This window comes from Chryseobacterium sp. KLBC 52 (assembly GCF_003347605.1).
Lineage (GTDB): Bacteria > Bacteroidota > Bacteroidia > Flavobacteriales > Weeksellaceae > Chryseobacterium.
The window spans coordinates 54,741-79,107 of the sequence record NZ_QDFZ01000021.1 but is presented as its reverse complement, the minus strand read 5'-3'; the positions used below and the strand labels follow the sequence as shown (position 1 = coordinate 79,107).

Here is a 24,367-nt window from a genome sequence, read left to right as displayed (position 1 = left end):
TTTAATATAAATCCAAAAATTAGTTAGCTGGAATATAGAAAGCAATACCTTCTCTGATACTCCAATAGTTCACAGGACCTAAATTAGGTGACACTGAAAGATAATGATCCGATCCGTTTTTAGCCTTATAGCTATATACAGGGATTCTTCCAGCTCCCGGATCTTTATAAGCATAGAATGCTACTCCCATATAAACATTCCAATAAGAAGATGGTTGTAACGTACTTGCCTGGGTAAAATAATGATCTGCTCCCGAAGTACTCTTATAGCAGTAAATAGGAACTGTTTCAGGGGCTTTGTACTGAAAAACTTTAAATGTTGGTCCCTCATTAGTCCAGTAAGAAGACGGCTGAAGGTTGGTATTGAAAGTGAAATAATGATTACTGTCTGCCTGATTCTGGTAGCCGTACAACATGGTAGTATTATATTCCAATGAAATTTGATTATCAATCAAATACTGATCTACATACGCCTTAAGCTGCGCTTTTTTAGCTGCATCTTTTACCAGGTTATAAATAGGAACAAGGCCGTTATTTCCAAATTCTACCAATACCGCATTGCTCGCTGTAGAACTGCTCTGCCAGTTTGTAATATTGATTTTCGGAGCAGCCTGATCAAGATTCAATTCTCCAACCAATCCTTTTGATGGATCACCTCCTCTTGTTCTGTAAGATAATTTCTTAGAGTAATTCATAGATGATTCTGAAGTATTCACATCATTGGTTACATCAACATCAAATATAGATTTCACCCCCACTTTTACTCCGATTCTGGCAGCACGGTCGCGGCTCTCGTTACTTGTTTCAGACTGGAACATGATATCCATTTTAGCTCCGGTATAAATATCAGTCATAACATGAGTTCCGTAATCCTGCACAATCTGTTGAGGAGTTTTTGTTTGCAGATCCTGAGTAAATTCCGGAGTTACATAATCCGCCAACATATCTGTGGTAGCATTGAATCTCAGCCTTTTTTGCTTAATGATAAGGTTGTAACTACCATAAATATATTTGGCATCAAATTTATGGTTAGTTGTCACTGCAGAATTAAATCCTACCGATATTGTTTTTTTAAATAATGGAATTCCTGCAGTAACATCTACTTTTGTAGAAACCATTTTAGAATAGGTTTCTGCATTCTCTCCGTATTCTTCAAGGTACTGCTGCGTATTTGTATTTTCAGACAGTAATCTTCCTGCCTGTTCAGAATTGAAGCGATCAATATCAATTACTTTAAACCCTGCAGAATTAGCATTGGCATATTCCCCGGTAGCATTAAAACCATGCCCTAAAACATCATAAATACCGTCACCTGCAAATTTCGCTGCTGACAAACGATTAGTTTTCGCCGGACTATCAGGAGTAGATTCAGTAGTCAGATCTTCTGAAGAACATGCCCCCATGAATAGCAACAGCGCCGCACTGAAGCTAAATAAAATTTGTTTTTTCATAGTATTACTTTAAAATTTCCGACAAATATAAACTTCAATGCGTGGTGAAATACAAAAGCAAACCCTGATATATATCATTAATTAGTGATTTTAATACACACTTAAAGAACTATGAATAAAGGAATTCAAAATCTCATAATTGTGATTTAATTTAATAATATCAATTATGAAAACAAATATAAAAACACTTACAAAAGAACACACGCACAAAACACAACAGTTATCGTTTATGAATTCATTTTTTCAGAAACACTTTTCACAGATTACGATCCATGAGTAAAAAATATGATCAGAAATATAAGATTGGGAGTTTTAAAAACCGTATTTACCGAAAATCTATGGAAATAAATAAAAAAGTCAGGATCAAAAAATCAATACGCGGTCAGAAATCATCTCTTAAACGCATAATTTTAAGTAAATTTGCAAAAATTAAAATTGAAATGGAGAAAGTAAGAGTACGTTTTGCTCCAAGTCCTACAGGACCATTACATTTGGGAGGCGTAAGAACCGCATTATATGATTATCTTTTTGCTAAAAATCAAGGGGGAGAATTTGTACTGAGAATTGAAGATACAGATACCGCAAGATATGTAGAAGGAGCTGAAGAATATATTGAAGAAGCTTTAGAATGGTGCGGAATCATTCCTGATGAAAGTCCTAAGAAAGGAGGAAAATTCGCTCCTTACAGACAGTCTGAAAGAAGAGACATCTACGACAGATATACAGAGCAGATCCTGAAGACAGATTATGCTTACATTGCCTTTGATACCGCAGAAGAACTGGATGCAATGCGTTCTGAGTATGAAGCGAAAGGTGATGTTTTCTCTTATGATAATAAAACCAGAAACCGTTTAAGAAACAGTCTTGCTCTTTCTGAAGAAGAAGTCCAAAAATTATTGGATGAAAAAACACCTTATGTTGTAAGATTTAAAATGCCTGTTGACAGAGTATTAAATCTTGAAGATATTATCCGTGGAAAATTTTCAGTTAATACCAATACTTTAGATGATAAAGTTCTGGTAAAGAATGACGGAATGCCAACTTACCATTTTGCGAACATCATTGATGATCATGAAATGGAAATCTCTCACGTCATCCGTGGTGAAGAATGGCTTCCCTCTTTGGGACTTCATACCTTATTATATGAAGCAATGCAGTGGGAAGCACCACAATTTGCACACCTTTCTTTAATTTTAAAACCAGAAGGAAAAGGAAAATTGAGCAAAAGAGACGGAGATAAATTCGGATTCCCGGTATTTCCTCTTGACTTCAAAGATCCTGCTACAGGTGTAGTTTCTAAAGGATACAGAGAAAACGGATATCTTCCTGATGCTTTCATCAACATGGTCGCATTACTGGGATGGTCTCCCGCAGATGATAAAGAAATACTTCCTTTAGAAGAGATGATCAAAGAATTTGATCTTCATAAAGTACATAAAGCAGGAGCAAGATTCAGTAAAGAAAAATCTGAATGGTTCAATCACCAGTATATTCAGATGAAGTCTGATGAAGAACTTCTTCAGATCCTGAAAAACACCGATCTTGATCTTTCCGCTGCTTCTGATGAAAAGCTACTGAAAGTAATTCATCTGATGAAAGAAAGAGCCACTTTCCCTAAAGATATCTATGAAAACGGAAAATTTTTCTTTGAAGCTCCGGTTTCTTATGACGAAAAAGCATCCAAAAAAGCATGGAATGATGAAACTTCTACCGTTTTAGGAGAATTGGCATCTGCATTTGAAGCTACAGACTTTGCTGCTGAAACATTAAAGCAAACCATGCATGATTTTGCTGAAAACAAAGGATTAGGAATGGGTAAAGTAATGATGCCGTTACGATTATCTTTAGTAGGAGAACTGAAAGGACCGGACGTTCCGGACATTCTGGAAACCCTTGGTAAAGAGGAAAGTATCTCCAGAATAAACAATGCTATAAATAATTTTAAATAGAATAACCATAATTTTTCATACATTTGAAAGATTTAATTTACTTCAAGAAATGGAATATTTAAGTTTCGAACTTCCTATCAAAGAATTGATGGACCAATACCAGACGTGTTCTTTAGTAGGAGAAGAAAGTGGTGTTGATGTAAAATTAGCATGCAGCCAGATTGAGGATAAGATTCTAGAAAAGAAAAAAGAAATCTATTCAAATCTTACACCTTGGCAAAGAGTACAACTGTCCCGTCACCCGGATCGTCCTTATACACTGGACTATATCAACGGAATGGCAGACAAAGGCAGTTTCTTAGAACTTCATGGAGACAGAAATTTCGCTGATGATCCGGCAATGATTGGAGGATTGATTACCCTTGATGGTCAGAAAGTAATGATCATAGGGACTCAAAAAGGAAGAACGACTAAAGAAAGACAGCACAGAAGATTTGGAATGCCAAATCCGGAAGGATACAGAAAAGCTTTAAGATTAATGAAGCTTGCTGAAAAATTCAATATCCCTGTGGTAACTTTAGTAGATACACCGGGAGCTTATCCTGGATTGGAAGCTGAAGAAAGAGGGCAGGGAGAAGCTATTGCAAGAAATATTTTTGAAATGGTTCAGCTGAAAACACCTATCTTCACTTACATCATCGGAGAAGGTGCCAGTGGTGGAGCATTAGGAATAGGGGTCGGAAATAAAGTATATATGTTGGAAAACACGTGGTATACGGTAATTGCACCAGAAAGCTGTTCTTCTATATTATGGAGAAACTGGGATCACAAAGAAGATGCTGCCAATGCATTGAATCTTACTCCGGCGGATGCTTTAAGAGAAAAGTTCATTGACGGAATCATAGAGGAACCCCTTGGAGGTGCTCATTATGACCAGGAGACAACTTATTTGAACTTAAAAAATTCAATTTTACAAAATATCAAAGCTTTTTCCAAATTTACAGGACAGGAGCTTGAAACCCAAAGACAGGACAAATTCATTGCAATGGGTCAGTTTAAAGGATAAAAAAATAAAAGGTTAAGAATTTCTTCTTAACCTTTTTTCTTTAGTTTACTTCTTTCTTATTCTATTCTGCAACATTCAGGGCAATCTCAATATCCTGAGTAATTTTCTTTACAGAAGAATATTTTGCATCACAGACTGATGTGGTCATTACATACTCTCCTTTATCAACCAGGATAAAATTCTCCCCTCTTGCAGGCACAGTTAGATTATAATATTTTTTTCCACTTATCTTCACAATAAGATTACAGGCTGATCTGTTCTTGATATTGATATAAGCTTCACTTTTATTGATGTCATTACTAAAAAGATGGGTAAGCATGGCGGCTCTTCTTTTATTTTCTTCACTTGGTTCAGCTTTGGATGCTCCTGCGGTTTTTGCTGCACCCGCAGATCCTACCGACGCAAAAGTAGTTCTTCTTTCTTCTTTTAAAGCGTCAATAGCAGCTGCTGTATTATTAGAAACAGGCTTCCCATTAGCAGTATATTTTTTATTTGCAGCAATCGTTTTTCCGCTATTCAGTTCATTATTTTTAACGATATTTTCAATTTTCTCTTTACTAATTGGTTTGATCGTAGGTTTTGCTTCCGGCGAATTATCTGCCATAATAATATCAATCAGCTTTCTTTTGAAATAGTCAGTTTTAGCATGACCAGGGTTCTGTTTCAAAAATCCGGCAATCACTCTTGCCTCTTTTGAAATCTCAGCTTCCTGCTCGGTATAGATAATTACAGTTTCTTTTTCAACAACAGCTTTAGATTTTGTTTTTTTCTTTTTTTGAGAAAAACCAAGAGCAAAAATGCATATAAATAGAAGAAAGAAGATTTTTTTCATTAATCAAACCTTTAAAATAGTATTAAATATATTAATAACGTGAAAAGTCATTTTTTAGTTTATCATTAAAATCATTATCTTTGCACTGCTCTAAAATTAAGCTAAAAATTAATACTAATCTTAAATAAAAAATAATAGATATTATGTCTTATACACCAGTTGCTGCAGACGTAGCTAAATTAAGAAACCAAACAGGTGCAGGTATGATGGACTGCAAGAAAGCTCTAGTTGAAGCTGAAGGAGACTTCGAAAAAGCGGTAGATATCCTTAGAAAAAAAGGACAAAAAGTTGCTGCTAACAGAGCTGACAGAGAGTCTACTGAAGGGGCAGTAATCGCAAGAGTAAACGAAGACAACACTTTAGGTGCTGTTATTTCTTTAAATTGCGAAACTGACTTCGTTGCTAAGAACGAGGCATTCGTTGAGCTAGCTTACGAATTAGCTGAAATGGCTATCTTCGCTGCTACTAAAGAAGAGCTTTTAGCTACAGATTTCCACGGAATCACTGTTGCTGAGAAATTAGTTGAGCAAACAGGAGTTATCGGTGAGAAAATTGAAATCGGATCTTTCGAAAGAATTCAGGGAGATTTCTTAGGAGCTTACATCCACGCTGGAAACAAAATTGCTGCTATCACTTCTCTTTCTGCTAAAGTAGACGGAGCTGAGGAAGCTGCTAAAGCTGTTTCTATGCAGGTTGCTGCAATGAACCCAATTGCTCTTGACGAAACTGCAGTTTCTCAGGAAACTATCGACAGAGAGTTAGAGATCGAAAGACACAAACTTACTGAAGAAGGTAAACCTGCAAACATTATCGACAACATCCTTAAAGGTAAAATGCAGAGATTCTACAAAGACAACACTTTGGTACACCAGGATTTCATTAAAGACGGAAGTATCTCAGTTGCTGATTACGTAAAATCTGTAAATGCAGACCTAAAAGTAACAGGATTTGTAAGAGTAAGCCTATAAGCGGACTTTTTCAAAAAATATTGAATCCCGGTGAATTTCACCGGGATTTTTTATTAACAGGATTCTTATTCGCCGATACGATCTCCTATCAGAAAAATTCACCTGTTAAAGAACTATTTATTGATAATCAGAAAGATTAATCCCAACAACTAATTACCAGTTTCATATCCAAGAGGGCTTTTAATTAAAAATAGGAGCGTTTTTTTTAACATTTATTTAAATTTTATTAAAAGTATTTCATTTTTTATTTTATTTTTGTAGAAATCCTAATTCCATACTCATGAAAAGATTTCTACTCAGTTTAGTATTAATTTTTTTGACAATTAATACACTCTTTGCGCAAAGGGATACCGAGCATTGGATTGCTCCCTATTATGACAGTGTTGGAGGGTATAACAATATGATATACCTTTCTACTGATTCAGACACTCCTTTTGATGTAACTATCTACAACAACAATGCTGCGCTTACCACTGTTACAATCAGCAAAAATAACCCGCAAACCTATAAGGTTGCCAATAACCTTATTTCCACAGGAACATCTACCGAAGCCTTCATTGTAGGTAATAAAGGGCTTTATTTAAAAGCAGTGAAACCTTTTTACTGTAGTTTAAGACTCGCTCAGAGTGTGCACGGGGAAGTAATAACCAGTAAAGGAAAGGCAGGAATTGGAAAAACATTTTTCGTTGCCGCCGCTCCCAATACCAATACCAGCAGTATCCAGAATTTTACGGCAGGTGTCCTTGCAACTGAAGACAACACCAATGTAACCGTATCATGGAACCCTACTGCCGGAGTCGTTTTTATTAATGGCACCCCGACTGGAAATACTCAGTCTTTTACTTTACAAAAAGGACAATCTTTTATTCTCGCCGGATCCGGATCTCAGTCTGGAAACAAAACAGGCTTCATTGGTGCTAAAATTGTTGCTGACAAACCAGTAACATTGACCAATGGAAGTTGTAATGCCAACTTCTCTGCTTCCACAACGGGAAGTGACCCTGTTCTTGATCAATCTGTTCCGGTGGACAGACTTGGTAATACCTTTGCAATGGTAAAAACAAGATCTACTCAACCTAGCTTAAACATGGAAGGAGGTCTTATTGTTGCTACCGAAGATAATACTGAAGTATATTTAAATGGTGGTGGTACCTCCGTTGCAACACTTGCTGCCGGAGAATGGTACAGAATTAACGAAACCAGCTATGTAGCTCAGGGGACATCAGGACATTCAAACATGTTCATTTCCACTACCAAAAATGTATATTTATACCAGTTTATCGGAGTTTTGCAAAGTGATGCAACCAATGGATTCAACTACATCCCGCCGTTAAACTGTTTTCTTCCAAGAAAAATTGATGAGATTGGGAAGATTAATGAAATGCCCCTTGGAGTGGGAGGAGCCAGCACAACAACAAGTGATCTTGTCGTAAAATTAAACATCTTAACAGAAGCTGGTGCTACTGTCATGTTAAATGACGCTCCTCTTTTGCCTGAAGCCGGGCCTTATCCGTTGGCTGGAAATGCTAACTGGGTTACCTACGGAATCAACAGTGTATCCGGAAATATTAAGATTACCTCTACAAAAGCTGTTACAGCAGGTATCAACGGAGGGTATAGTTCTGCAGGATACGGAGGATACTTTGCCGGATTCTCATCAATCCCTGTCATTGCGAAAAAGACAGGTGAGTGTGTTCCTGGAATTGTTCTTGAAGTTGACGATGGATATGAAACTTATCAGTGGTTCCGTGACGGAGTTGCCATTCCGGGTGCTACCAGTTATACATATACGCCTACCCAATCAGGAAATTATACGGTAAAAGTAACAATGGGAACATGTCCTCCTGTGACAACTCCTATCTACAAAGTACAAACCTGTTTAAAAGAAACAACACAGGCACTTAATGCTTGCTCTACTAAAATTATCACCCCGACGTTTACTTCTTCCACTCAAACTGTGGTTCCAAGTACCGTAGTAATTTTAACCCCTCCTACCAAAGGAACAGCTGTTGTCAATTCAAACGGAACTATTACTTATACCCCTAACCCTGGATATTTAGGACCAGATAAAATTATTTATAAATTCTGTGGAAACTCTGTAGAATTTACAGATTGTGAGCAGGTAACCCTGAACCTTACTGTAGTACCATTCATCGTAACCGATGCTTCTATTAAGGCATGTTGGTATGATGTGGATCCTTACGCTTATTTTGATCTTACAAAAGCTAAGGTTACAGACTATAATGCGGTAACAAAAAAATACTACCGTACCCTTAATGATCTTACTGCAGGAATCAATCAAATCACAACACCAGAAAACTTCCCTTCAACAGGAGGATTTGTATATGTGAAAGTAACAACTGCTGAGGGCTGTACGGCCAATGCGAAAATTGAGTTAATCGTACTTCCAATTAAAAAGTCTCCTGTTCTGGTAGATCAGTATATCTGTATGGATGCAAAAACGAATCTGGACGCTGGCCCTGGATATGATTCATATCAATGGAGTACTGGAGCTACTTCTTCAGGTATCAGGGATATAGGTGTTGGAGAGTACACTGTAATTCTTGGTAAAAACGGATGTTTCCTCACACAGACTGTAAAAGTAAAAAAAGTTGAAGATCCGGTAATTCAAACGATTGAGATCAATAATAATACAGCAACTGTAATTGTAAGCGGTGGTAAAGCTCCATACAAATATGCTGTTGATGGAACTGCTAACTGGCAGGATTCAAGTACCTTCACAGGGTTAACAAGAGGACAGCACACTTTCTATGTAAAAGATGCCTATAACTGTACTCCGATTGCTGTGGAAGTTACCATTCCTAATCTATTAAATGCCATTACACCTAATGGAGATAATGTAAATGATTATATAGATTACAGTGAACTGGCTTATAAAGAAAATCTGAGCTTTGTTGTGTATGACAGATATGGAAACATGGTGTTCACCGGAAACAAATTCAACAATTACAGATGGGACGGAAAACACTTTGATAAAAAACTGGGAACAGGAACATACTGGTATCATATCAGCTGGAATGAATCCAACAAAGAAAAGACTCCAATAAAATATACAGGTTGGATTCTTGTTAAAAACAGAGAGTAATAATTAGTTTAAAACTATATTTAATAAGCCATGATTGTACAATCATGGCTTATTTTTATTATATTTTCAAGCATTCAATACTTTTTATTATTAAATTTGTGATAAATACTAATACTGAATGAAGAAAATTCTATCTTTTTTATTTATATTTTACATTTTCACCTCTTCTTTTGCCCAACTGGACAGAGAACATTGGTTTGCTCCGATGGTAGACAGAACCGGTGCTCCCAATCCTTATCAGAAACTGTATTTATCTACCAGCAGAACGACTCCCTTCCCAGTAAGCATTTACAATAATAATGTTTTGATTGGTACAGTAGTCATCAGTAAGAACAACCCACAGAAATTTGATGTTTTAAGAAATTATATTATTACCACACAGCAAACAGATCTGTTTACTCCTACGACGAAAGGATTATACCTTAAAGCAGAATTTCCTTTTTATGCCAATTTAAGATTCTCAGTATTTAACCATGCTGAAATCATTACTTCCAAAGGAATTCCCTCTACAGGACAAAAATTCTACGCAGCGTCCGCTCCTATCTCTGTGAGCAATGGTATTTTAAATTTTATGACCAGCATACTGGCTACTGAAGATAACACAACTGTCACCATCACCGGGTACAGCCCAAATGTTCAGTTTTCTAACGGAATGACTGGAGCTACCAATCCGACAATGACTTTCACTTTAAACAAAGGACAATCTTACATCATTGACGGAATAGGGAATCTCACTGGAAATGTTGATGGTTTCATTGGCTCAAAAATTACTTCAAACAAGCCCATCAATGTCACCAATGGAAATTTTAACGGACAATACGCAGGAAACTTCCCTTCCAGCTCAGATATTTTAATGGATCAGGCAGTCCCTGTCAACAGACTTGGAAATGAATTCGCACTCGTAAAAGGTAACGGTCCTATTGGTTCTCATATGGAAGGGGCTATTGTTATTGCTACTGAAGACAATACTCAGATTTTTGTCAATAATGAAATTCCACCATTAGCAACCATCAATGCCGGAAAATACTTTGTCATCCCGGATTCCAAATATATCCTTCAGGGAAACGGACATTACAACTTGTATCTTAAAACATCACAAAATGCTTATGTATACCAAATTTTAGCAGGAGATTCCAATGTAGGAAATGAAACAGCCACCGGAGGATTTAATTATATTCCTGCTTTGAACTGTTATCTGCCAAAGCAAATTAATGAACTTGGCCTTATCAATGAAAATTTTGTTCATTCCAATGGTAATCCCGGAGGTATTCTAAATATTCCCACAAAGCTGAATCTTATTACGGAAAGAGGAGCTAACATAACAGTAAACGGAGCGAATCCACCTGCAATAACCGGCCCTTACAATATGACAGGTACAACGAATTGGGTTACTTACGGCATTCCTAATGTAACAGGTACTATTACTGTAGTTTCAGATAAAGCGATTATGGCTGGTATCACTGCCGGAAGTGATGCTGTAGGATACGGAGGTTTTTTTGCCGGCTTTCCTACACAGCCTGTTATTTTACAATCCGGAGGCGGCTGTATTCCCGGGATGGTTCTTACCGTTGATCCTTTAATATATGATACTTATCAATGGTACAGAAACGGGACTATCGTCCCGGGAGCTACCACATCATCAATCACCCCTACACTACCAGGATATTATACATGTTCAGTCACAATGGGAAGTTGCGCTCCCCTGGTCACAGAACAATTTAAAGTTCTGAACTGTACAAAACTTACCAATACCTCTTATACCGTTTGTAACTCCAAAACAATAATTCCAGCGTTCACCAGTTCATCACAGACTCCAGCTCCAAGCACTGTAGCCATTACAACAGCTCCTTCATTAGGAACAGCAGTTGTAAACCCTACTACAGGTATTATTACTTATACTGTAAATACTCCCGGAATATCAGGAACAGATACATTTACTTATACATTCTGTGGGAATGACCCTGACTTCCCGGATTGTGAAACAGTTACCGTTACTATAAATATTCAGGCTCTTTCGGTAATGAATACAACCCTGTTTGCCTGTGATATCAATGGACAGGGAACCTTCAACCTGACAACAGCAAATGTTACCAGTAACTCACCGGTTACTATTACGTATTACCCTACCCTTTTGGATGCTCAGAATGAAAATGCCGCAGCCTTGATAACCAATACAACAGCCTATACTGTACCCAATGGTACAATCATATACGCTGTTGTTAATAATAATATTGGCTGTAAAAATATTGCACAGATAACGCTATCACTTTTTAACAAAGCTGTTGTAGCGGATAATTATAATGGTATCTTCTGTGATGATAATCTGGATGGAACAGTGACTGTTGTGCTTTCCAATATAACCCCGATTGTACTTAATAATCCAAATTACTTTCCTAATGTAAGATATTATGCCAATCTCGCAGACGCCAATGCAGGAAATAACAATACGCTCCCAAACAACTGGAGCTATACAGCAACTACAACCATTTATATCCGGGTAGATTCCCCGGACGGATGTGCTTCTGTAATCAAACCATTACAATTCAGTATCGGAGCAAAAATAACATTGATCACAAAAACCGTCACAGAAAGTACTTGTGACGATGACTTAGACGGGATAAAAAGTGTCAACTTAGCTCAGTTTATTCCTCAGTTTACATTAGATCCGAATGTTACTTTTACTTTTCATGCAACGTTGGCAGATGCTCAGAATGATGTGAACGCAGTTTCATTACCAGTTAATATTACAACTTCACAGACTTATTATATCCGTTTTGAAAAAAATGGGGTTTGCCCTGAAATAGGTACTCTGAAAATAAATATTAAAATTCCTAAGAAATCAGATATTTTAACAGACACGGCAATTTGCCCGAAAACCACTACCACCCTTAATGCAGGGCCTGGTTTTGAAAGGTATTTGTGGAGTACAGGGGCAACAACTCCTTCCATCACCAATGTAGCACCGGGAAGTTATTGGGTAGAACTCACTTTCAATGGCTGTGTTTATAAACAATATGTAAATGTTACAGAATGGCCGCTTCCTGTCATAACCTCTATTGAAATCGATGGAACAACGGTAAAAGTTGGAGCAAGCGGGGGTACACCTCCTTATGAATATTCCTTAGATGGTGTAATATGGCAGAGCTCCAATGTTTTTTACAATGTACCGAGAGGAGCTCATAATGTATTTGTAAGAGATTCTAAAATGTGCGAGGATGTTAAAAAATCATTTGCCATTATTAATCTGATCAACACGATTACTCCGAATGGAGACGGCGTTAACGAAGGAATAGACTATTCTGCTTTAATGAAGAATGATAATCTTGTATTCCGGATCTTTGACAGGTATGGGGCAGAAGTCTTCAGAGGCACTCCTGAAAACAGATATACCTGGGATGGGAGAATCGGTGGCAGATATGTTCCTACAGCAAATTACTGGTACTTTATCACCTGGACAGAATATGGCTCCAACCTTATGATAAAATACACAAGCTGGCTGCTTGTAAAACATAGGTAACCACAGAAAACCGGAAGAAAAAGCAGTGAAAACTTCAGCACTCTTTTCTTCCGGTTTTTTTATGTAAATGTTTTGTTTATTACATGAATGGCAAGTTTCTAACACTCCTTAACAATTAAATCCCAAAGTTTAATATAACTTTAACCACTATTCTTCATCTAACTACACAGAATTGCTTTATTTCTATGTAATTTTGCGCATTATATGAAGAAACTGTTTACTCTACTGCTATTGGTTTTTCTGGCAAAAATTAATGCACAAATATATTCCGGCGAGGTATTTCTGAGAGACAACTCTATTTTATATCTCAATCAGGTGTATGTCACCAACCTAAATACACAAAAAACCGTTCTTACGGACTACAATGGTAATTTTAATATTCCCGCCAATACCGGGGATGTCATCCGTTTTACCTCTATTGTGACGGAAAGAAAGGATATCAAACTGACTCCTCAGTCTATGGAGCAAAAAAATCTGGTTGAACTTAAAATTGCCTATTATGAAATTCAGGAGATTGTTCTCAGCAGATTTAAGCCTACCGGAAACCTCCGGTATGATGTGAACTCTTTAAGAAAAGAAGACAAAGCATATGCCCTTAAAAAAGTAATCGGGCTTCCCGAACCTAAAGGAGATGGAACACCTCCGGAACTTCCTGTTGCCGGACTTCGGGATGGAGGACTTACCTTCAGCCTGGAAAGTATCTATGATATTCTTTCCGGAGAAAGAAAGAAAAAACAGCGTTATCAGGCTTATGAAAGGATGAACAGCTCCATAGCACAGATCAAAAATTATCTGGGAAAAGATTATTTTGCAAAATTTAAAATACCGGAAAATTTAATTGATAATTTTCTTCAGTTTGTTTACAGTTCAGAAAATATCCAGGCTTATGTATTGGCGGGCAATTTTGAAGCAGTAAAAATTCCTATTGAAAAATACCTTCCTATTTATCAGAAAAGACTAAGAAGTTCACACCTTCAGGAAGTGGTTGGCAGTAATTAGAATTTCCTTTAAAAAACAAATTAAAATATCTTATAACTCATGCACAGTGCATGGGTTATTTTTTTATGGGTGATGATAGCAAGTCATCCTTAAGCATATTCTTACAGTATGAATTATTTAACTTTTACGCTATAATATTCCTTAATATTCAAAAATATGTTTAATTTTATCTCACAAACAAGTGTTTAAAATAAAAACACGGGATATTTCGTTATCAAATAAAAAACTAAGCAACCAAAACGCAAATTAAGAGTGAAGCACCCAATTTCTAACTTAATATTAATTAATGAAAAAAGTACTTTTACTTCTTGGCTGTATGTTATTCTTCACGGTCTCTGCCCAAAAGAAAGGGAAAGATTATAGTGATATTCTAAAAAGTAAGAATATCTATGAGATCAATGCCTTTTTAAGAGATGCTCATCCTGATGATCCCCGAAGATCTGTTTTGAAACCCAGGGTAATGGAAATGATGAAAGAGTACATCAAAAATGCACATCCTGCTGATCAAAAGGTAAAAGACATGCAGGAAATGCTTGCTATGCTGAGAAGGAGGCCTTCTACCAAGATTACTTTTGATGAAATGAATGCCATCATCAAACAAAAGCAAATTGCAAAATACAAAGCTGAACTGGCTGCAAAACAATCTACTACAGTCTATACACCCAGTACTGCTCAAAATACATACGTTGTAAACGCCAGTGCCAATGCCACCATTCCTAATACTGAAGCAGAAGAATTCAATATGCTGATGGCTGTTTCCCCTGTGGAACATAAAAACAGGACTGTAAAAATCTTAAATTCCTTATTTGATAACGATCCCAATGCTAAAGAATGTATTGTTTTGATTCAAAATAAATCAGACTGCAATATTATTGTAAGAATGGAAGGCGTAGGAACTACCAAATACAGGCTGGCAGTTCCTGCACAGGGTGAAGGCTCCATTGTCATAAGTAAAGGACAGTATCTTTTTACCAGCCTGGTTTGCGGCGCACAATATGCTTCACAAAAAACAATTGAAAGACCCATTATGGTGGCCTTGGGAGGTCAGTAATACAAACTAAATACGAATGGTCCTGATGTCTTTTACTACCAAAAGACATAGAGACTCCATAAATTTTCACTATTTTTGCACTCATTTTATAACTCAATGGGCAAGAATAAATTAGCAAGATTTGCAGAAAACAAAATATTACCGAATGTAATCCAGCCAACCAGAGAAGACGCCTTAAATGGTTTCGATCTTAAAGGAAAATGGAGAGACAATTTCTTTAAAAATGATAATCCTATCGTATTGGAACTGGGCTGTGGAAAAGGAGAATATTCTGTAGGACTCGCAAAAACATTTCCTGAAAAAAACTTCATCGGAGTTGATATTAAAGGAGCCAGATTTTGGTTTGGCGCTAAAGAAGCCGTGGATAACAACATGACTAATGTAGCGTTTTTGAGAACTCAGATCGAACTTGTAGATTATTTCTTTGCTGAAAATGAAGTAGACGAAATCTGGATTACATTCCCTGATCCACAGATTAAATATAAAAGAACAAAACACAGATTAACCCATCCGGATTTTTTAAACCGATATAAAAAATTCCTGAAGCCAGGAGGAATTATACACCTGAAAACCGATTCGGAATTCCTGCATGGATATACCCTTGGATATTTACAGGGAGCAGGTTATGAAATCATTTCTGCCCACCATGATATCTACGGTGCACCAGAATACGATCCTAATACAGAACATTTGAGAGACATCAAAACGTATTATGAAGAGTTATTCTCAGCGAAAGGGAAAACCATTACTTACATCAAATTCCGGATAAGCTGATGAAATAAACAAACTTGATGAAAAAAAAATTTTTAACGATTTTATTCTTCACATTTCTTATTCCCCACTTTACACAGGCTCAGAAAAGCAGTAAAGACATTTTAAAAAGCACAAACATCAAAGAAATTGAAGAATACCTGAAGAACGCACACCCTGACGATCCTAAAAAGACTGTGCTGAAACCTAAGCTCATTGCTTTAAAAAACACAGAATGGACAAAGGGAGCGCTTACGGCCAAACCTATGGAAGCAAGACCTGTTATTGCAGATATTCCTAAAGGTGCAATGAGAAATCCTAATTCTGACGATGCCGAAGAGTTCAAAAAGCTTATTGCTGAAACATCTGCTGAGCATAAGGAAAAAACAGTAAGGATATTGAATGCAATGTTTAATGAGGATATTCACCGTAATGAAGCGATTCTCTTATTCAAAAATAATTCTGACTGTAATATTGTATTGCGGATAGAAGGACAAGAGTTTTACAATCTTGCTGTTCCTTCACATGCAGAAAATTTCATTGTACTAAAGAAAGGTTCATATACATTGAGCAGCAATATCTGTGATATGAAATATTCCTCTCAGAAAGACATTAAAAAAAGTATATTTGTAACGGTAGACAATCCAAAACCGGCCAACACTGGACTGGAATCTGCCCAAAAGGGGACCACAACGGAAAAGTTAGAGAAAAAACAAAAGTCAAAAAAAAATAGAATAGGATGAAAAAACTATTAGTTCTTACCGGAATTTCATTGATTCTTGCCAGCTGTAATGTCAATTATGGGGGCTATCCGGGAAGAACATCCTACCCTTATCCTGCTAATAATTCAGGGAACAGAGCCAATACAGAACGAGAGTATAACGATCTTATAAAGACCTATAAACCGGAGACAGCAGAAGTACTTAATGATCTTCTCAACAGTGATGATCCCAAAAATCCCAGGACCTCTATTTCTGTGGAAAATAAATCTCCTTGTAATATGGTCCTTACGGTAAGTGGCGGCAATTTTTTCAAGAAAATTCCTATTGGTGCAGGAAAGATTGGATATACCATGGTTCCTAGAAATCAGAACTACAGATTATCCGGAGTGGTTTGCAACTCTACTTACCAGTCTACAAAGTTTGTCACAACTTCTTATTCTATAAAACTTTCAAACTAACATATAACCTGCAGGATCTGCAGGTTTTTATTTTTTTGATGAAATCTTAAGAACAATCAAAGGAGGGTACCGAAGCTGTATAGACGGCTGTAATATCGAAATAGGTGAAATGTGCTGTAGCGGGGTATGCAGAATAGGAGTTATTGTTCCGACTACAGATCCTGACCTGCCTGAATTGATGGTATGTCCTAAGAAGCCTTAATTATCAAACAATAAAAAAAACGCTGGACCGAAATCCAGCGTTTTTCCTATATTAAAGAAAATCTTCAATTATTCTGCATCGAAATCAGCATCTGTATCAGCAGATACTTTTTCTCCTTCTTCTTTAGATTTTTCTTTATCAGCTTTTCTTTGAGACTGACCTTCTTTGATAGATTCAGAAACTACGCTAAGGATCATATCAATAGACTTAGAAGCATCATCGTTTCCTGGGATAACGAAGTCAACTTTTCTAGGGTCAGAGTTTGTATCAACGATACCGAAAACTGGAATACCAAGTTTCTTAGCTTCAGTTACCGCGATGTGCTCTCTTAAGATATCAACTACAAATACAGCAGATGGAAGTCTCACCATGTCAGCGATAGAACCTAAGTTCTTCTCAAGGTTAGCTCTTTGTCTGTCAACTTGTAATCTTTCTTTTTTAGATAAAGTTTCGAACGTACCGTCTTTTTTCATTTTGTCGATAGAGTTCATCTTCTTTACAGCCTTTCTGATAGTAACGAAGTTCGTTAACATACCACCTGGCCATCTTTCTGTAATATAAGGCATATTAAGTTCAGAAGCGTGTTTTGCAACTACTTCTTTCGCTTGCTTCTTAGTAGCTACGAAAAGAACTTTTTTACCTGCAGAAGTTAATTTTTCTAATGCGCTGCACGCTTCATCCAATTTAACTGCTGTTTTATGTAAGTCTACAATGTGAATACCGTTTTTCTCCATAAAAATGTATGGAGCCATATTTGGATTCCACTTTCTAGTCATGTGACCGAAGTGTACGCCAGCCTCTAAAAGGTCTTTTACATTTGCTTTTGCCATGTTTTCTGTTTTTGTTAGTTTACTTTCCGTCTTTTAAACAATCAACAACTTCTTTAGATGGGAGAAGCGTTTGGATGCTAAACGTAACGGGCAATTGGCGGTTTGCTTTTTGCTTTTGGCAATGGGCTTTTCGCCGAGATTAAGTTTAAAAAAAATTTAATACATTCCTGTAGCCAATAGCCATAAGCCATCTGCCAACGAGAAATCTTAACGTTTTGAGAATTGGAATCTCTTTCTTGCTTTTTTCTGACCTGGCTTCTTTCTTTCCACCATTCTTGCGTCTCTTGTAAGTAAACCAGCTGGCTTCAATGCTAATCTGAACTCAGCGTTGATTTCGCATAAAGCTCTAGAAATACCTAATCTGATAGCCTCTGCCTGACCTGTATTACCACCACCGAATACGTTTACGGTAACGTCATACTGACCAACAGTCTCAGAAAGGATAAACGGTTGGTTTAATTTGTAAACCATCACGTCTGTAGAGAAATATTCTTTAGCATCTTTACCGTTTACTGTAATAACACCAGAACCTGGTTTTACATAAACTCTAGCTACAGAAGTTTTTCTTCTTCCGATTTTGTGAACTATAGACATAATTAATTATTTAAATTCGTTAACATTAATTGTTTTTGGCTGTTGAGCTTCATGTTTGTGCTCAGTTCCTTCATATAAATAAAGGTTCTTAAGGATAGCAGCTCCTAATCTGTTTTTAGGTAACATACCTTTTACAGACTTCTCTAATACCTTTAAAGAATCTTTCTTTTGAAGTTCAGCCGCAGTCATAGACTTCTGTCCACCAGGATATCCTGTATGCCAGATATAAGTCTTATCAGCCCACTTGTTTCCGGAAAGTGTAATTTTCCCAGCATTCAAAACGATTACGTTATCACCACAATCTACGTGAGGTGTGTAGTTCGTTTTGTGCTTACCTCTCAAAATCTTTGCAACCGTAGAAGCTAATCTACCTAACGGCTGTCCTTCAGCGTCTACCACAACCCATTCTTTATTAGCAGTAGCTTTGTTCGCTGAAACAGTTTTGTAACTTAATGTATTCACACGTTTTAGTTAAAGATTAAACATAATTTACCCCTAAAAGGGTGTGCAAAGGTACAAATTATTTTCGTAACCCAAAAACATATTTTATTTAATCTATATAATCTTCACTCTACACCCCTCTATCAATAGATTTTAACATTATTTATAATTTTGGCACAGATCTTGCGAACTCATGAGCCGATGAAAAAAAACACTTCGTAGATTCTAGAAACACGAATGAAACAGCAAAGAGTTTATTCCCTCAACTCTTTCTTTTATTAATTTTACCTTAACGATTCCGCTAAAATATTCTGGCATATTTATAATTTCGTTGAAATAATTATATTTGCGGCAATTATATTCCATAATCATGAGCCACGGAAAAATAAGAGATGATAAAACCTGTCTGAACTGCGGACATCAGGTTGAAGAAAGGTTTTGCCCCCACTGCGGGCAGGAAAATATTGAAAGACGACAGCCATTTCATTTTCTTTTCACCCATTTCATAGAAGATTTTACTCATTATGACGGACAGTTCTGGGGAACAGTAAAAAATCTGTTATTTAAACCCGGCAAACTGACGAACACTTATCTCGAAGGAAAGAGACAGAAATTCGTGCCTCCTGTAAAGCTTTATATTTTCGTCAGTTTCATCACATTTTTCGTGTTTGCCCTTTTTCCGATGGTTAATACTGGTTCCCCAAAAGAAGGAAAAACGCAAGATCACAATAAGACGGATCTTTTAAAAATCATGAAGCCAGTCGGGAAACAGAAGCTGATAGACAGTATAAAAGCAAAAAAACATCTGACTGCAAAGGACTCACTTACCATTGAAGAGCTAAAAGCTGTTCCTGATTCTTCTGAAATAGAAGACATCATGAACATGGACAAAAAAATAGATCCGGATGTAAGTTTTGGAGAATATAAAACCAGAAAGGCCTATGATTCTGCTAAAGCCAAAAACCCTTCATCTCTCAGTTTCATTGAAGCTCCTATCGTTCACAAATTTTTTGAACTTAAAGAAAAAGGGGTTAAGAAAAAGGAGATTATTGCCGGCATGGTAGAAAAGTCATTTCATAATCTTCCTAAAGCCCTTTTCATCTACCTCCCTCTTTTCGCATTCTTTTTATGGGTTTTCCATAGTAAGAAAAAGTGGTGGTATTTTGATCACGGAATCTTTACCCTGCATTATTTCTCATTTTTACTGTTAACCATCTTATTCATATTCTTACTTTCTAAATTGACAGGTCTAACAGACTTCTGGCTGATTAATACTATATTATATTTAACAATATCATTCCTGCTGTTATATACTATGGCGTATTTCTTTATTGCTCACAGACGGGTTTATCGCGCCCACGGTTTGGTAAGCATTATTGTCGGAATGATATTATTCACCATTAATTTTATTGCATTCATGTTTTTACTTCTAGGCCTTGCCTTAATAAGTTTCATGATGATCCATTAAATAAAAAAAGAGGCTTTTCAATGTGAAAGCCTCTTTTTATTTATTTTCTCAACGACTTGGTTGCCCTAAAACTCGCTATGACATAATAGGCGACAAACACCATGGAAAACTTCAGAATGGATGGAATAGCCAGCTCAAGTTTAAAAATAAGAGTTCCTGCAAAAACCAGAATAGCCATTACTACAAAAGACAGTCCCAGTTTCTTTACCAATGTAATATCCGGAGTATCTAAATAATAAGCAATCCCCCACGCTGCGCCAAAAGCAATAGCATAGTAGAACTCTAAACCGATATTCTCTGAACTTAAAAAGAAATAATTGATCAGGAAGCTTACTGCAGTTCCCAATGCGAAATATATCAACGCTTTTTGCATGTTTGTAAAATATGGTGCAAAAATAGAGAAATTAATTTGAGAATCTGAAGAAGCCTTATTTGAAAATGAAATCGCCATAACTCATTTTAATTCTGTACTTACCGAACCATTCAACTTTCAAACATTTACACACAAAATTGGGGAGATATAATTAAATAAAACGAATTAAAAAACTGAAAATCAACAATATAAAATCAAACACAAGGTTCTTTTTTTATTATTATATTTGGAAACTTAGAAACTTTCTAGAATTTTTATGGAAACCCAAAAATATACTCCAACCAACAAGGTAAGAATCGTAACTGCTGCTTCATTATTTGATGGACACGATGCTGCGATCAATATTATGCGTCGTGTCATTCAGGGAACAGGATGCGAAGTGATCCATTTAGGACACGATAAATCGGCAGAAGAAGTTGTAAATACAGCAATCCAGGAAGATGCCAATGCTATTGCATTAACTTCATATCAGGGAGGTCACAATGAATATTTCAAATATATCTATGATCTGTTGAGAGAAAAAAATTCACCTCAGATCAAGATCTTTGGCGGCGGCGGCGGTGTAATTCTGCCTGAAGAAATCAAAGATCTGATGTCTTACGGAATCGACAGAATTTATTCTCCGGATGACGGGCGTGAGCTTGGTCTTCAGGGAATGATTGATGATCTGGTACACAGATCAGATTTTGCAACGGGAAAAGATGTTACCGCAAAAAATCTTGACGATATCAGTTTTGAAAACCCGTCAAGCATTGCACAGATCATCTCAGCTGTTGAAAACTTCTCCGAAGAAAAGCCTGAGCTTGTAAAAGCAATCGACGAGAAATCTCAAGATCTTACTATTCCAATTATTGGTATCACCGGTACCGGAGGAGCAGGTAAGTCTTCTTTAACAGATGAACTGGTAAGACGTTTCTTACGCTCCAATACAGATAAAAAAATCGCCATTATTTCCATTGACCCTTCGAAAAAGAAAACCGGAGGTGCTTTATTAGGAGACAGAATCCGTATGAATGCGATCAATGATCCAAGAGTTTATATGCGTTCAATGGCAACCAGAGAAAACAACGTTTCCGTTTCTCCGTTTATTCACTCTGCACTGAATGTATTGAAACTGGCTCATCCGGACGTCATCATCCTTGAAACTTCAGGGATCGGGCAGTCTGGTTCAGAAGTTTCTGATTTTGCAGATGTTTCCATGTATGTAATGACTCCTGAATATGGAGCTTCTACACAGTTGGAAAAAATCGACATGTTAGACTATGCGGATCTGGTAGCATTGAATAAATCCGACAAACGTGGTGCATTGGATGCGCTTCAGGCGGTAAGAAAGCAGTTCCAGAGAAACCACCTTCTATGGGAAAGCCCATTAGATGATATGCCGGTGTACGCAACAAAAGCCTCTCAGTTTAACGATCACGGAACTACAGAATTATACAACAGACTAGTTTCAAAAGTAAACGATAAATTCGCGGATTTAAATCTTAAAACTTTTGTGGAGCAGGAAGTTACAGAAGAAGTAACGATTATCCCTCCGAAAAGAGTCCGTTATCTTTCTGAAATCGTTGAAAACAACAAACAATACGACATCAATATTGAAAAACAGGCTGAACTGGCCAGAAAAATGTATCATATTGAAGGCGTAAAAAATATCATTTCCAATGAAGTTTTGGATGCTGAATACCAAAAAGCAGAAAAAGAGCTTCAACAGGATAACATCGACTTCCTAAAAACATGGGACGATACGAAAAAAGCTTTCCATGCTGAGTTTTATTCTTATTTCGTAAGAGGAAAAGAAATTAAGGTTGAAACTTCCACAGAGTCTTTATCTCATTTGAGAATTCCAAAAATTGCATTACCAAAATACAATGACTGGGGTGATCTGATCAAATGGAAAGGCCAGGAAAATCTACCGGGAAGCTTCCCTTACACTGCAGGTATTTATCCGTTCAAAAGAACCGGTGAAGATCCTACAAGGATGTTTGCAGGAGAAGGAGGCCCTGAAAGAACCAACAGAAGATTCCATTATGTTTCTGCAGAAATGCCTGCAAAACGTTTATCTACAGCATTTGACTCGGTAACATTATATGGTCAGGATCCTGCTTTACCACCAGATATTTATGGTAAAATCGGGAACGCAGGAGTTTCTATTGCGACACTGGATGATGCGAAGAAATTATATTCCGGATTTGATCTGGTGAATGCATTAACTTCGGTTTCAATGACCATCAACGGTCCTGCACCGATGCTACTGGCTTTCTTTATGAATGCTGCCATCGATCAGAATGTTGAAAAATATATCAAAGAAAATGGTTTAGAGTCTAAAGTAGAAGCTAAGCTGAAGGAAAAATTCGATGATAAAGGATTAGAAAGACCAAAATACAACGGTGAACTTCCTCCATCCAACAACGGTTTAGGACTACAGCTTCTGGGATTAACAGGTGATGAAGTAATCCCTGCTGATGTATATGCAGAAATTAAAGCTAAAACAATTGCTACGGTTCGTGGTACCGTTCAGGCTGACATTCTAAAAGAAGACCAGGCTCAGAATACATGTATCTTCTCTACAGAATTTGCATTGAGATTAATGGGTGACGTTCAGGAATATTTCATCAGAGAAAAAGTAAGAAACTTCTACTCTGTTTCCATTTCGGGGTACCATATTGCTGAAGCGGGAGCGAATCCGGTTTCCCAATTGGCATTCACACTGGCTAACGGATTCACTTATGTGGAATATTACTTAAGCCGTGGAATGGATATCAATGATTTTGCACCGAACTTATCTTTCTTCTTCTCCAATGGTATCGACCCTGAATATTCAGTAATCGGACGTGTGGCAAGAAGAATCTGGGCAAAAGCTATGAAATTAAAATACGGAGCAGATGAAAGAAGCCAGATGTTAAAGTACCATATTCAGACATCAGGACGTTCTCTCCACGCTCAGGAAATTGATTTCAACGATATCAGAACAACTCTTCAGGCACTTTATGCGATCTATGATAACTGTAATTCACTTCACACCAATGCTTATGACGAAGCCATTACAACGCCTACTGAGCAATCGGTAAGAAGAGCAATGGCGATTCAGTTGATCATCAACAAAGAATTAGGATTGGCTAAAAACGAAAATCCGCTTCAGGGATCATTCATCATTGAAGAATTAACGGATCTTGTAGAAGAAGCTGTATATACGGAATTCGACAGAATCACAGAAAGAGGTGGTGTTCTTGGAGCAATGGAAACGATGTATCAGCGTTCTAAAATCCAGGAAGAATCTATGCATTACGAATGGCTGAAGCATACCGGTGAATATCCGATCATCGGAGTTAATACTTTCTTAGGAAAAGATGGTTCACCAACTGTTTTACCAGGAGAAGTTATCCGTTCTACAGAAGAGGAGAAACAAGCGCAGATTGAATCTCTTCACAACTTCCAGCAAGCCAATGAAAGTAAGTCTGACGAAGCTTTAAGAAAACTTCAACATGCAGCCATCAACCAGCAAAACTTATTTGAAGTGATGATGGATGCTGTGAAATACTGTTCATTAGGACAGATTACCAATGCTTTATTTGAAGTAGGCGGTAAGTACAGAAGAAATATGTAATGTACAGATACAATCATTATAATTTATAAATACATGAAATCTCCCTA

General features: G+C 37.0%; 18 protein-coding genes. 12 read left to right on the top strand and 6 right to left on the bottom strand.

What is annotated here, in order from left to right:
- Positions 1-19 precede the first annotated feature (19 nt).
- Positions 20-1,450: an MAC/perforin domain-containing protein gene (locus tag DDF69_RS19485; RefSeq protein ID WP_114822233.1), complete on the bottom strand. Its 1,431-nt coding sequence runs from the start codon at positions 1,448-1,450 to the stop codon at positions 20-22.
- A 440-nt stretch (positions 1,451-1,890) separates the two neighbouring features.
- Here DDF69_RS19485 and gltX point away from each other — a divergent pair, with 440 nt between their 5' ends.
- Together gltX and DDF69_RS19475 are read left to right on the top strand one after the other, a co-directional pair.
- Positions 1,891-3,399: a glutamate--tRNA ligase gene (gene gltX / locus DDF69_RS19480; protein ID WP_114822257.1), complete on the top strand. Its 1,509-nt coding sequence runs from the start codon at positions 1,891-1,893 to the stop codon at positions 3,397-3,399.
- Between the two features lie 49 nt (positions 3,400-3,448).
- Complete coding sequence (locus DDF69_RS19475; RefSeq protein ID WP_047435651.1) at positions 3,449-4,405, top strand: acetyl-CoA carboxylase carboxyltransferase subunit alpha; 957 nt, start codon at positions 3,449-3,451, stop codon at positions 4,403-4,405.
- A gap of 61 nt (positions 4,406-4,466) precedes the next feature.
- Here DDF69_RS19475 and DDF69_RS19470 read toward each other — a convergent pair whose 3' ends face one another.
- Positions 4,467-5,237 (bottom strand): DUF6759 domain-containing protein, encoded by a 771-nt coding sequence (locus tag DDF69_RS19470; protein WP_114822232.1) that lies wholly within the window; start codon positions 5,235-5,237, stop codon positions 4,467-4,469.
- 143 nt (positions 5,238-5,380) lie between these two features.
- Here DDF69_RS19470 and tsf point away from each other — a divergent pair, with 143 nt between their 5' ends.
- From tsf to DDF69_RS19430, 8 genes are all read left to right on the top strand, one after another.
- Positions 5,381-6,205 (top strand): translation elongation factor Ts, encoded by an 825-nt coding sequence (tsf, locus tag DDF69_RS19465; RefSeq protein ID WP_034692936.1) that lies wholly within the window; start codon positions 5,381-5,383, stop codon positions 6,203-6,205.
- A 280-nt stretch (positions 6,206-6,485) separates the two neighbouring features.
- On the top strand, positions 6,486-9,311 hold the full coding sequence (locus DDF69_RS19460; RefSeq protein ID WP_114822231.1) for a gliding motility-associated C-terminal domain-containing protein: 2,826 nt from the start codon (positions 6,486-6,488) through the stop codon (positions 9,309-9,311).
- A gap of 118 nt (positions 9,312-9,429) precedes the next feature.
- Positions 9,430-12,828, top strand: coding sequence for a T9SS type B sorting domain-containing protein (locus DDF69_RS19455; RefSeq protein WP_185144373.1), 3,399 nt, complete (start codon positions 9,430-9,432; stop codon positions 12,826-12,828).
- Between the two features lie 204 nt (positions 12,829-13,032).
- Positions 13,033-13,827, top strand: a complete 795-nt coding sequence (locus DDF69_RS19450; RefSeq protein ID WP_114822230.1) for a hypothetical protein — start codon at positions 13,033-13,035, stop codon at positions 13,825-13,827.
- Positions 13,828-14,113: 286 nt separating this feature from the next.
- The gene (locus DDF69_RS19445; protein WP_114822229.1) at positions 14,114-14,878 is read left to right on the top strand and encodes a DUF6759 domain-containing protein; all 765 of its coding nucleotides are present in this window, start codon (positions 14,114-14,116) and stop codon (positions 14,876-14,878) included.
- 96 nt (positions 14,879-14,974) lie between these two features.
- Positions 14,975-15,652 (top strand): tRNA (guanosine(46)-N7)-methyltransferase TrmB, encoded by a 678-nt coding sequence (trmB, locus tag DDF69_RS19440; RefSeq protein WP_034692928.1) that lies wholly within the window; start codon positions 14,975-14,977, stop codon positions 15,650-15,652.
- 17 nt (positions 15,653-15,669) lie between these two features.
- Entirely contained in the window at positions 15,670-16,371 is a 702-nt protein-coding gene (locus tag DDF69_RS19435) for a DUF6759 domain-containing protein (RefSeq protein ID WP_228412051.1), read from the top strand.
- A complete protein-coding gene (locus DDF69_RS19430; protein ID WP_114822228.1) occupies positions 16,368-16,808 on the top strand; it encodes a DUF6759 domain-containing protein in 441 nt (146 codons plus the stop codon). The genes DDF69_RS19435 and DDF69_RS19430 overlap by 4 nt, the downstream gene beginning before the upstream one ends.
- 270 nt (positions 16,809-17,078) lie before the next feature.
- Here DDF69_RS19430 and rpsB read toward each other — a convergent pair whose 3' ends face one another.
- The 3 genes from rpsB to rplM form a co-directional block, all read right to left on the bottom strand.
- Entirely contained in the window at positions 17,079-17,840 is a 762-nt protein-coding gene (rpsB, locus tag DDF69_RS19425; protein ID WP_034692922.1) for a 30S ribosomal protein S2, read from the bottom strand.
- 207 nt (positions 17,841-18,047) lie between these two features.
- On the bottom strand, positions 18,048-18,434 hold the full coding sequence (rpsI, locus tag DDF69_RS19420) for a 30S ribosomal protein S9 (protein ID WP_002976218.1): 387 nt from the start codon (positions 18,432-18,434) through the stop codon (positions 18,048-18,050).
- A gap of 6 nt (positions 18,435-18,440) precedes the next feature.
- Positions 18,441-18,896 carry a 50S ribosomal protein L13 gene (rplM, locus tag DDF69_RS19415; RefSeq protein WP_002976217.1) on the bottom strand — a complete coding sequence of 152 codons (456 nt, stop codon included), beginning with the start codon at positions 18,894-18,896 and terminating at the stop codon, positions 18,441-18,443.
- 349 nt (positions 18,897-19,245) lie between these two features.
- On the opposite strand from rplM, the gene DDF69_RS19410 reads away from it, so the two are divergent.
- A complete protein-coding gene (locus tag DDF69_RS19410) occupies positions 19,246-20,343 on the top strand; it encodes a DUF3667 domain-containing protein (protein ID WP_185144372.1) in 1,098 nt (365 codons plus the stop codon).
- A 40-nt stretch (positions 20,344-20,383) separates the two neighbouring features.
- On the opposite strand, the gene DDF69_RS19405 is transcribed toward DDF69_RS19410, so the two are convergent.
- Positions 20,384-20,716, bottom strand: coding sequence for a hypothetical protein (locus DDF69_RS19405; RefSeq protein WP_062675912.1), 333 nt, complete (start codon positions 20,714-20,716; stop codon positions 20,384-20,386).
- A gap of 256 nt (positions 20,717-20,972) precedes the next feature.
- Here DDF69_RS19405 and DDF69_RS19400 point away from each other — a divergent pair, with 256 nt between their 5' ends.
- Positions 20,973-24,320, top strand: coding sequence for a methylmalonyl-CoA mutase family protein (locus tag DDF69_RS19400; protein WP_114822227.1), 3,348 nt, complete (start codon positions 20,973-20,975; stop codon positions 24,318-24,320).
- Positions 24,321-24,367 lie beyond the last annotated feature (47 nt).

Excerpts from the sequence above, each read along its gene's own strand:
- DDF69_RS19450 (WP_114822230.1), top strand. The coding sequence starts at position 13,033 with ATGAAGAAACTGTTTACTCTACTGCTATTGGTTTTTCTGGCAAAAATT.
- DDF69_RS19405 (WP_062675912.1), bottom strand. The coding sequence starts at position 20,716 with ATGCAAAAAGCGTTGATATATTTCGCATTGGGAACTGCAGTAAGCTTC.
- DDF69_RS19435 (WP_228412051.1), top strand. The coding sequence starts at position 15,670 with ATGAAAAAAAAATTTTTAACGATTTTATTCTTCACATTTCTTATTCCC.
- DDF69_RS19445 (WP_114822229.1), top strand. The coding sequence starts at position 14,114 with ATGAAAAAAGTACTTTTACTTCTTGGCTGTATGTTATTCTTCACGGTC.
- tsf (WP_034692936.1), top strand. The coding sequence starts at position 5,381 with ATGTCTTATACACCAGTTGCTGCAGACGTAGCTAAATTAAGAAACCAA.
- DDF69_RS19460 (WP_114822231.1), top strand. The coding sequence starts at position 6,486 with ATGAAAAGATTTCTACTCAGTTTAGTATTAATTTTTTTGACAATTAAT.
- DDF69_RS19475 (WP_047435651.1), top strand. The coding sequence starts at position 3,449 with ATGGAATATTTAAGTTTCGAACTTCCTATCAAAGAATTGATGGACCAA.
- DDF69_RS19430 (WP_114822228.1), top strand. The coding sequence starts at position 16,368 with ATGAAAAAACTATTAGTTCTTACCGGAATTTCATTGATTCTTGCCAGC.
- rpsB (WP_034692922.1), bottom strand. The coding sequence starts at position 17,840 with ATGGCAAAAGCAAATGTAAAAGACCTTTTAGAGGCTGGCGTACACTTC.
- DDF69_RS19410 (WP_185144372.1), top strand. The coding sequence starts at position 19,246 with ATGAGCCACGGAAAAATAAGAGATGATAAAACCTGTCTGAACTGCGGA.
- rpsI (WP_002976218.1), bottom strand. The coding sequence starts at position 18,434 with ATGTCTATAGTTCACAAAATCGGAAGAAGAAAAACTTCTGTAGCTAGA.
- DDF69_RS19470 (WP_114822232.1), bottom strand. The coding sequence starts at position 5,237 with ATGAAAAAAATCTTCTTTCTTCTATTTATATGCATTTTTGCTCTTGGT.
- trmB (WP_034692928.1), top strand. The coding sequence starts at position 14,975 with ATGGGCAAGAATAAATTAGCAAGATTTGCAGAAAACAAAATATTACCG.
- DDF69_RS19455 (WP_185144373.1), top strand. The coding sequence starts at position 9,430 with ATGAAGAAAATTCTATCTTTTTTATTTATATTTTACATTTTCACCTCT.
- DDF69_RS19400 (WP_114822227.1), top strand. The coding sequence starts at position 20,973 with ATGGAAACCCAAAAATATACTCCAACCAACAAGGTAAGAATCGTAACT.
- DDF69_RS19485 (WP_114822233.1), bottom strand. The coding sequence starts at position 1,450 with ATGAAAAAACAAATTTTATTTAGCTTCAGTGCGGCGCTGTTGCTATTC.
- gltX (WP_114822257.1), top strand. The coding sequence starts at position 1,891 with ATGGAGAAAGTAAGAGTACGTTTTGCTCCAAGTCCTACAGGACCATTA.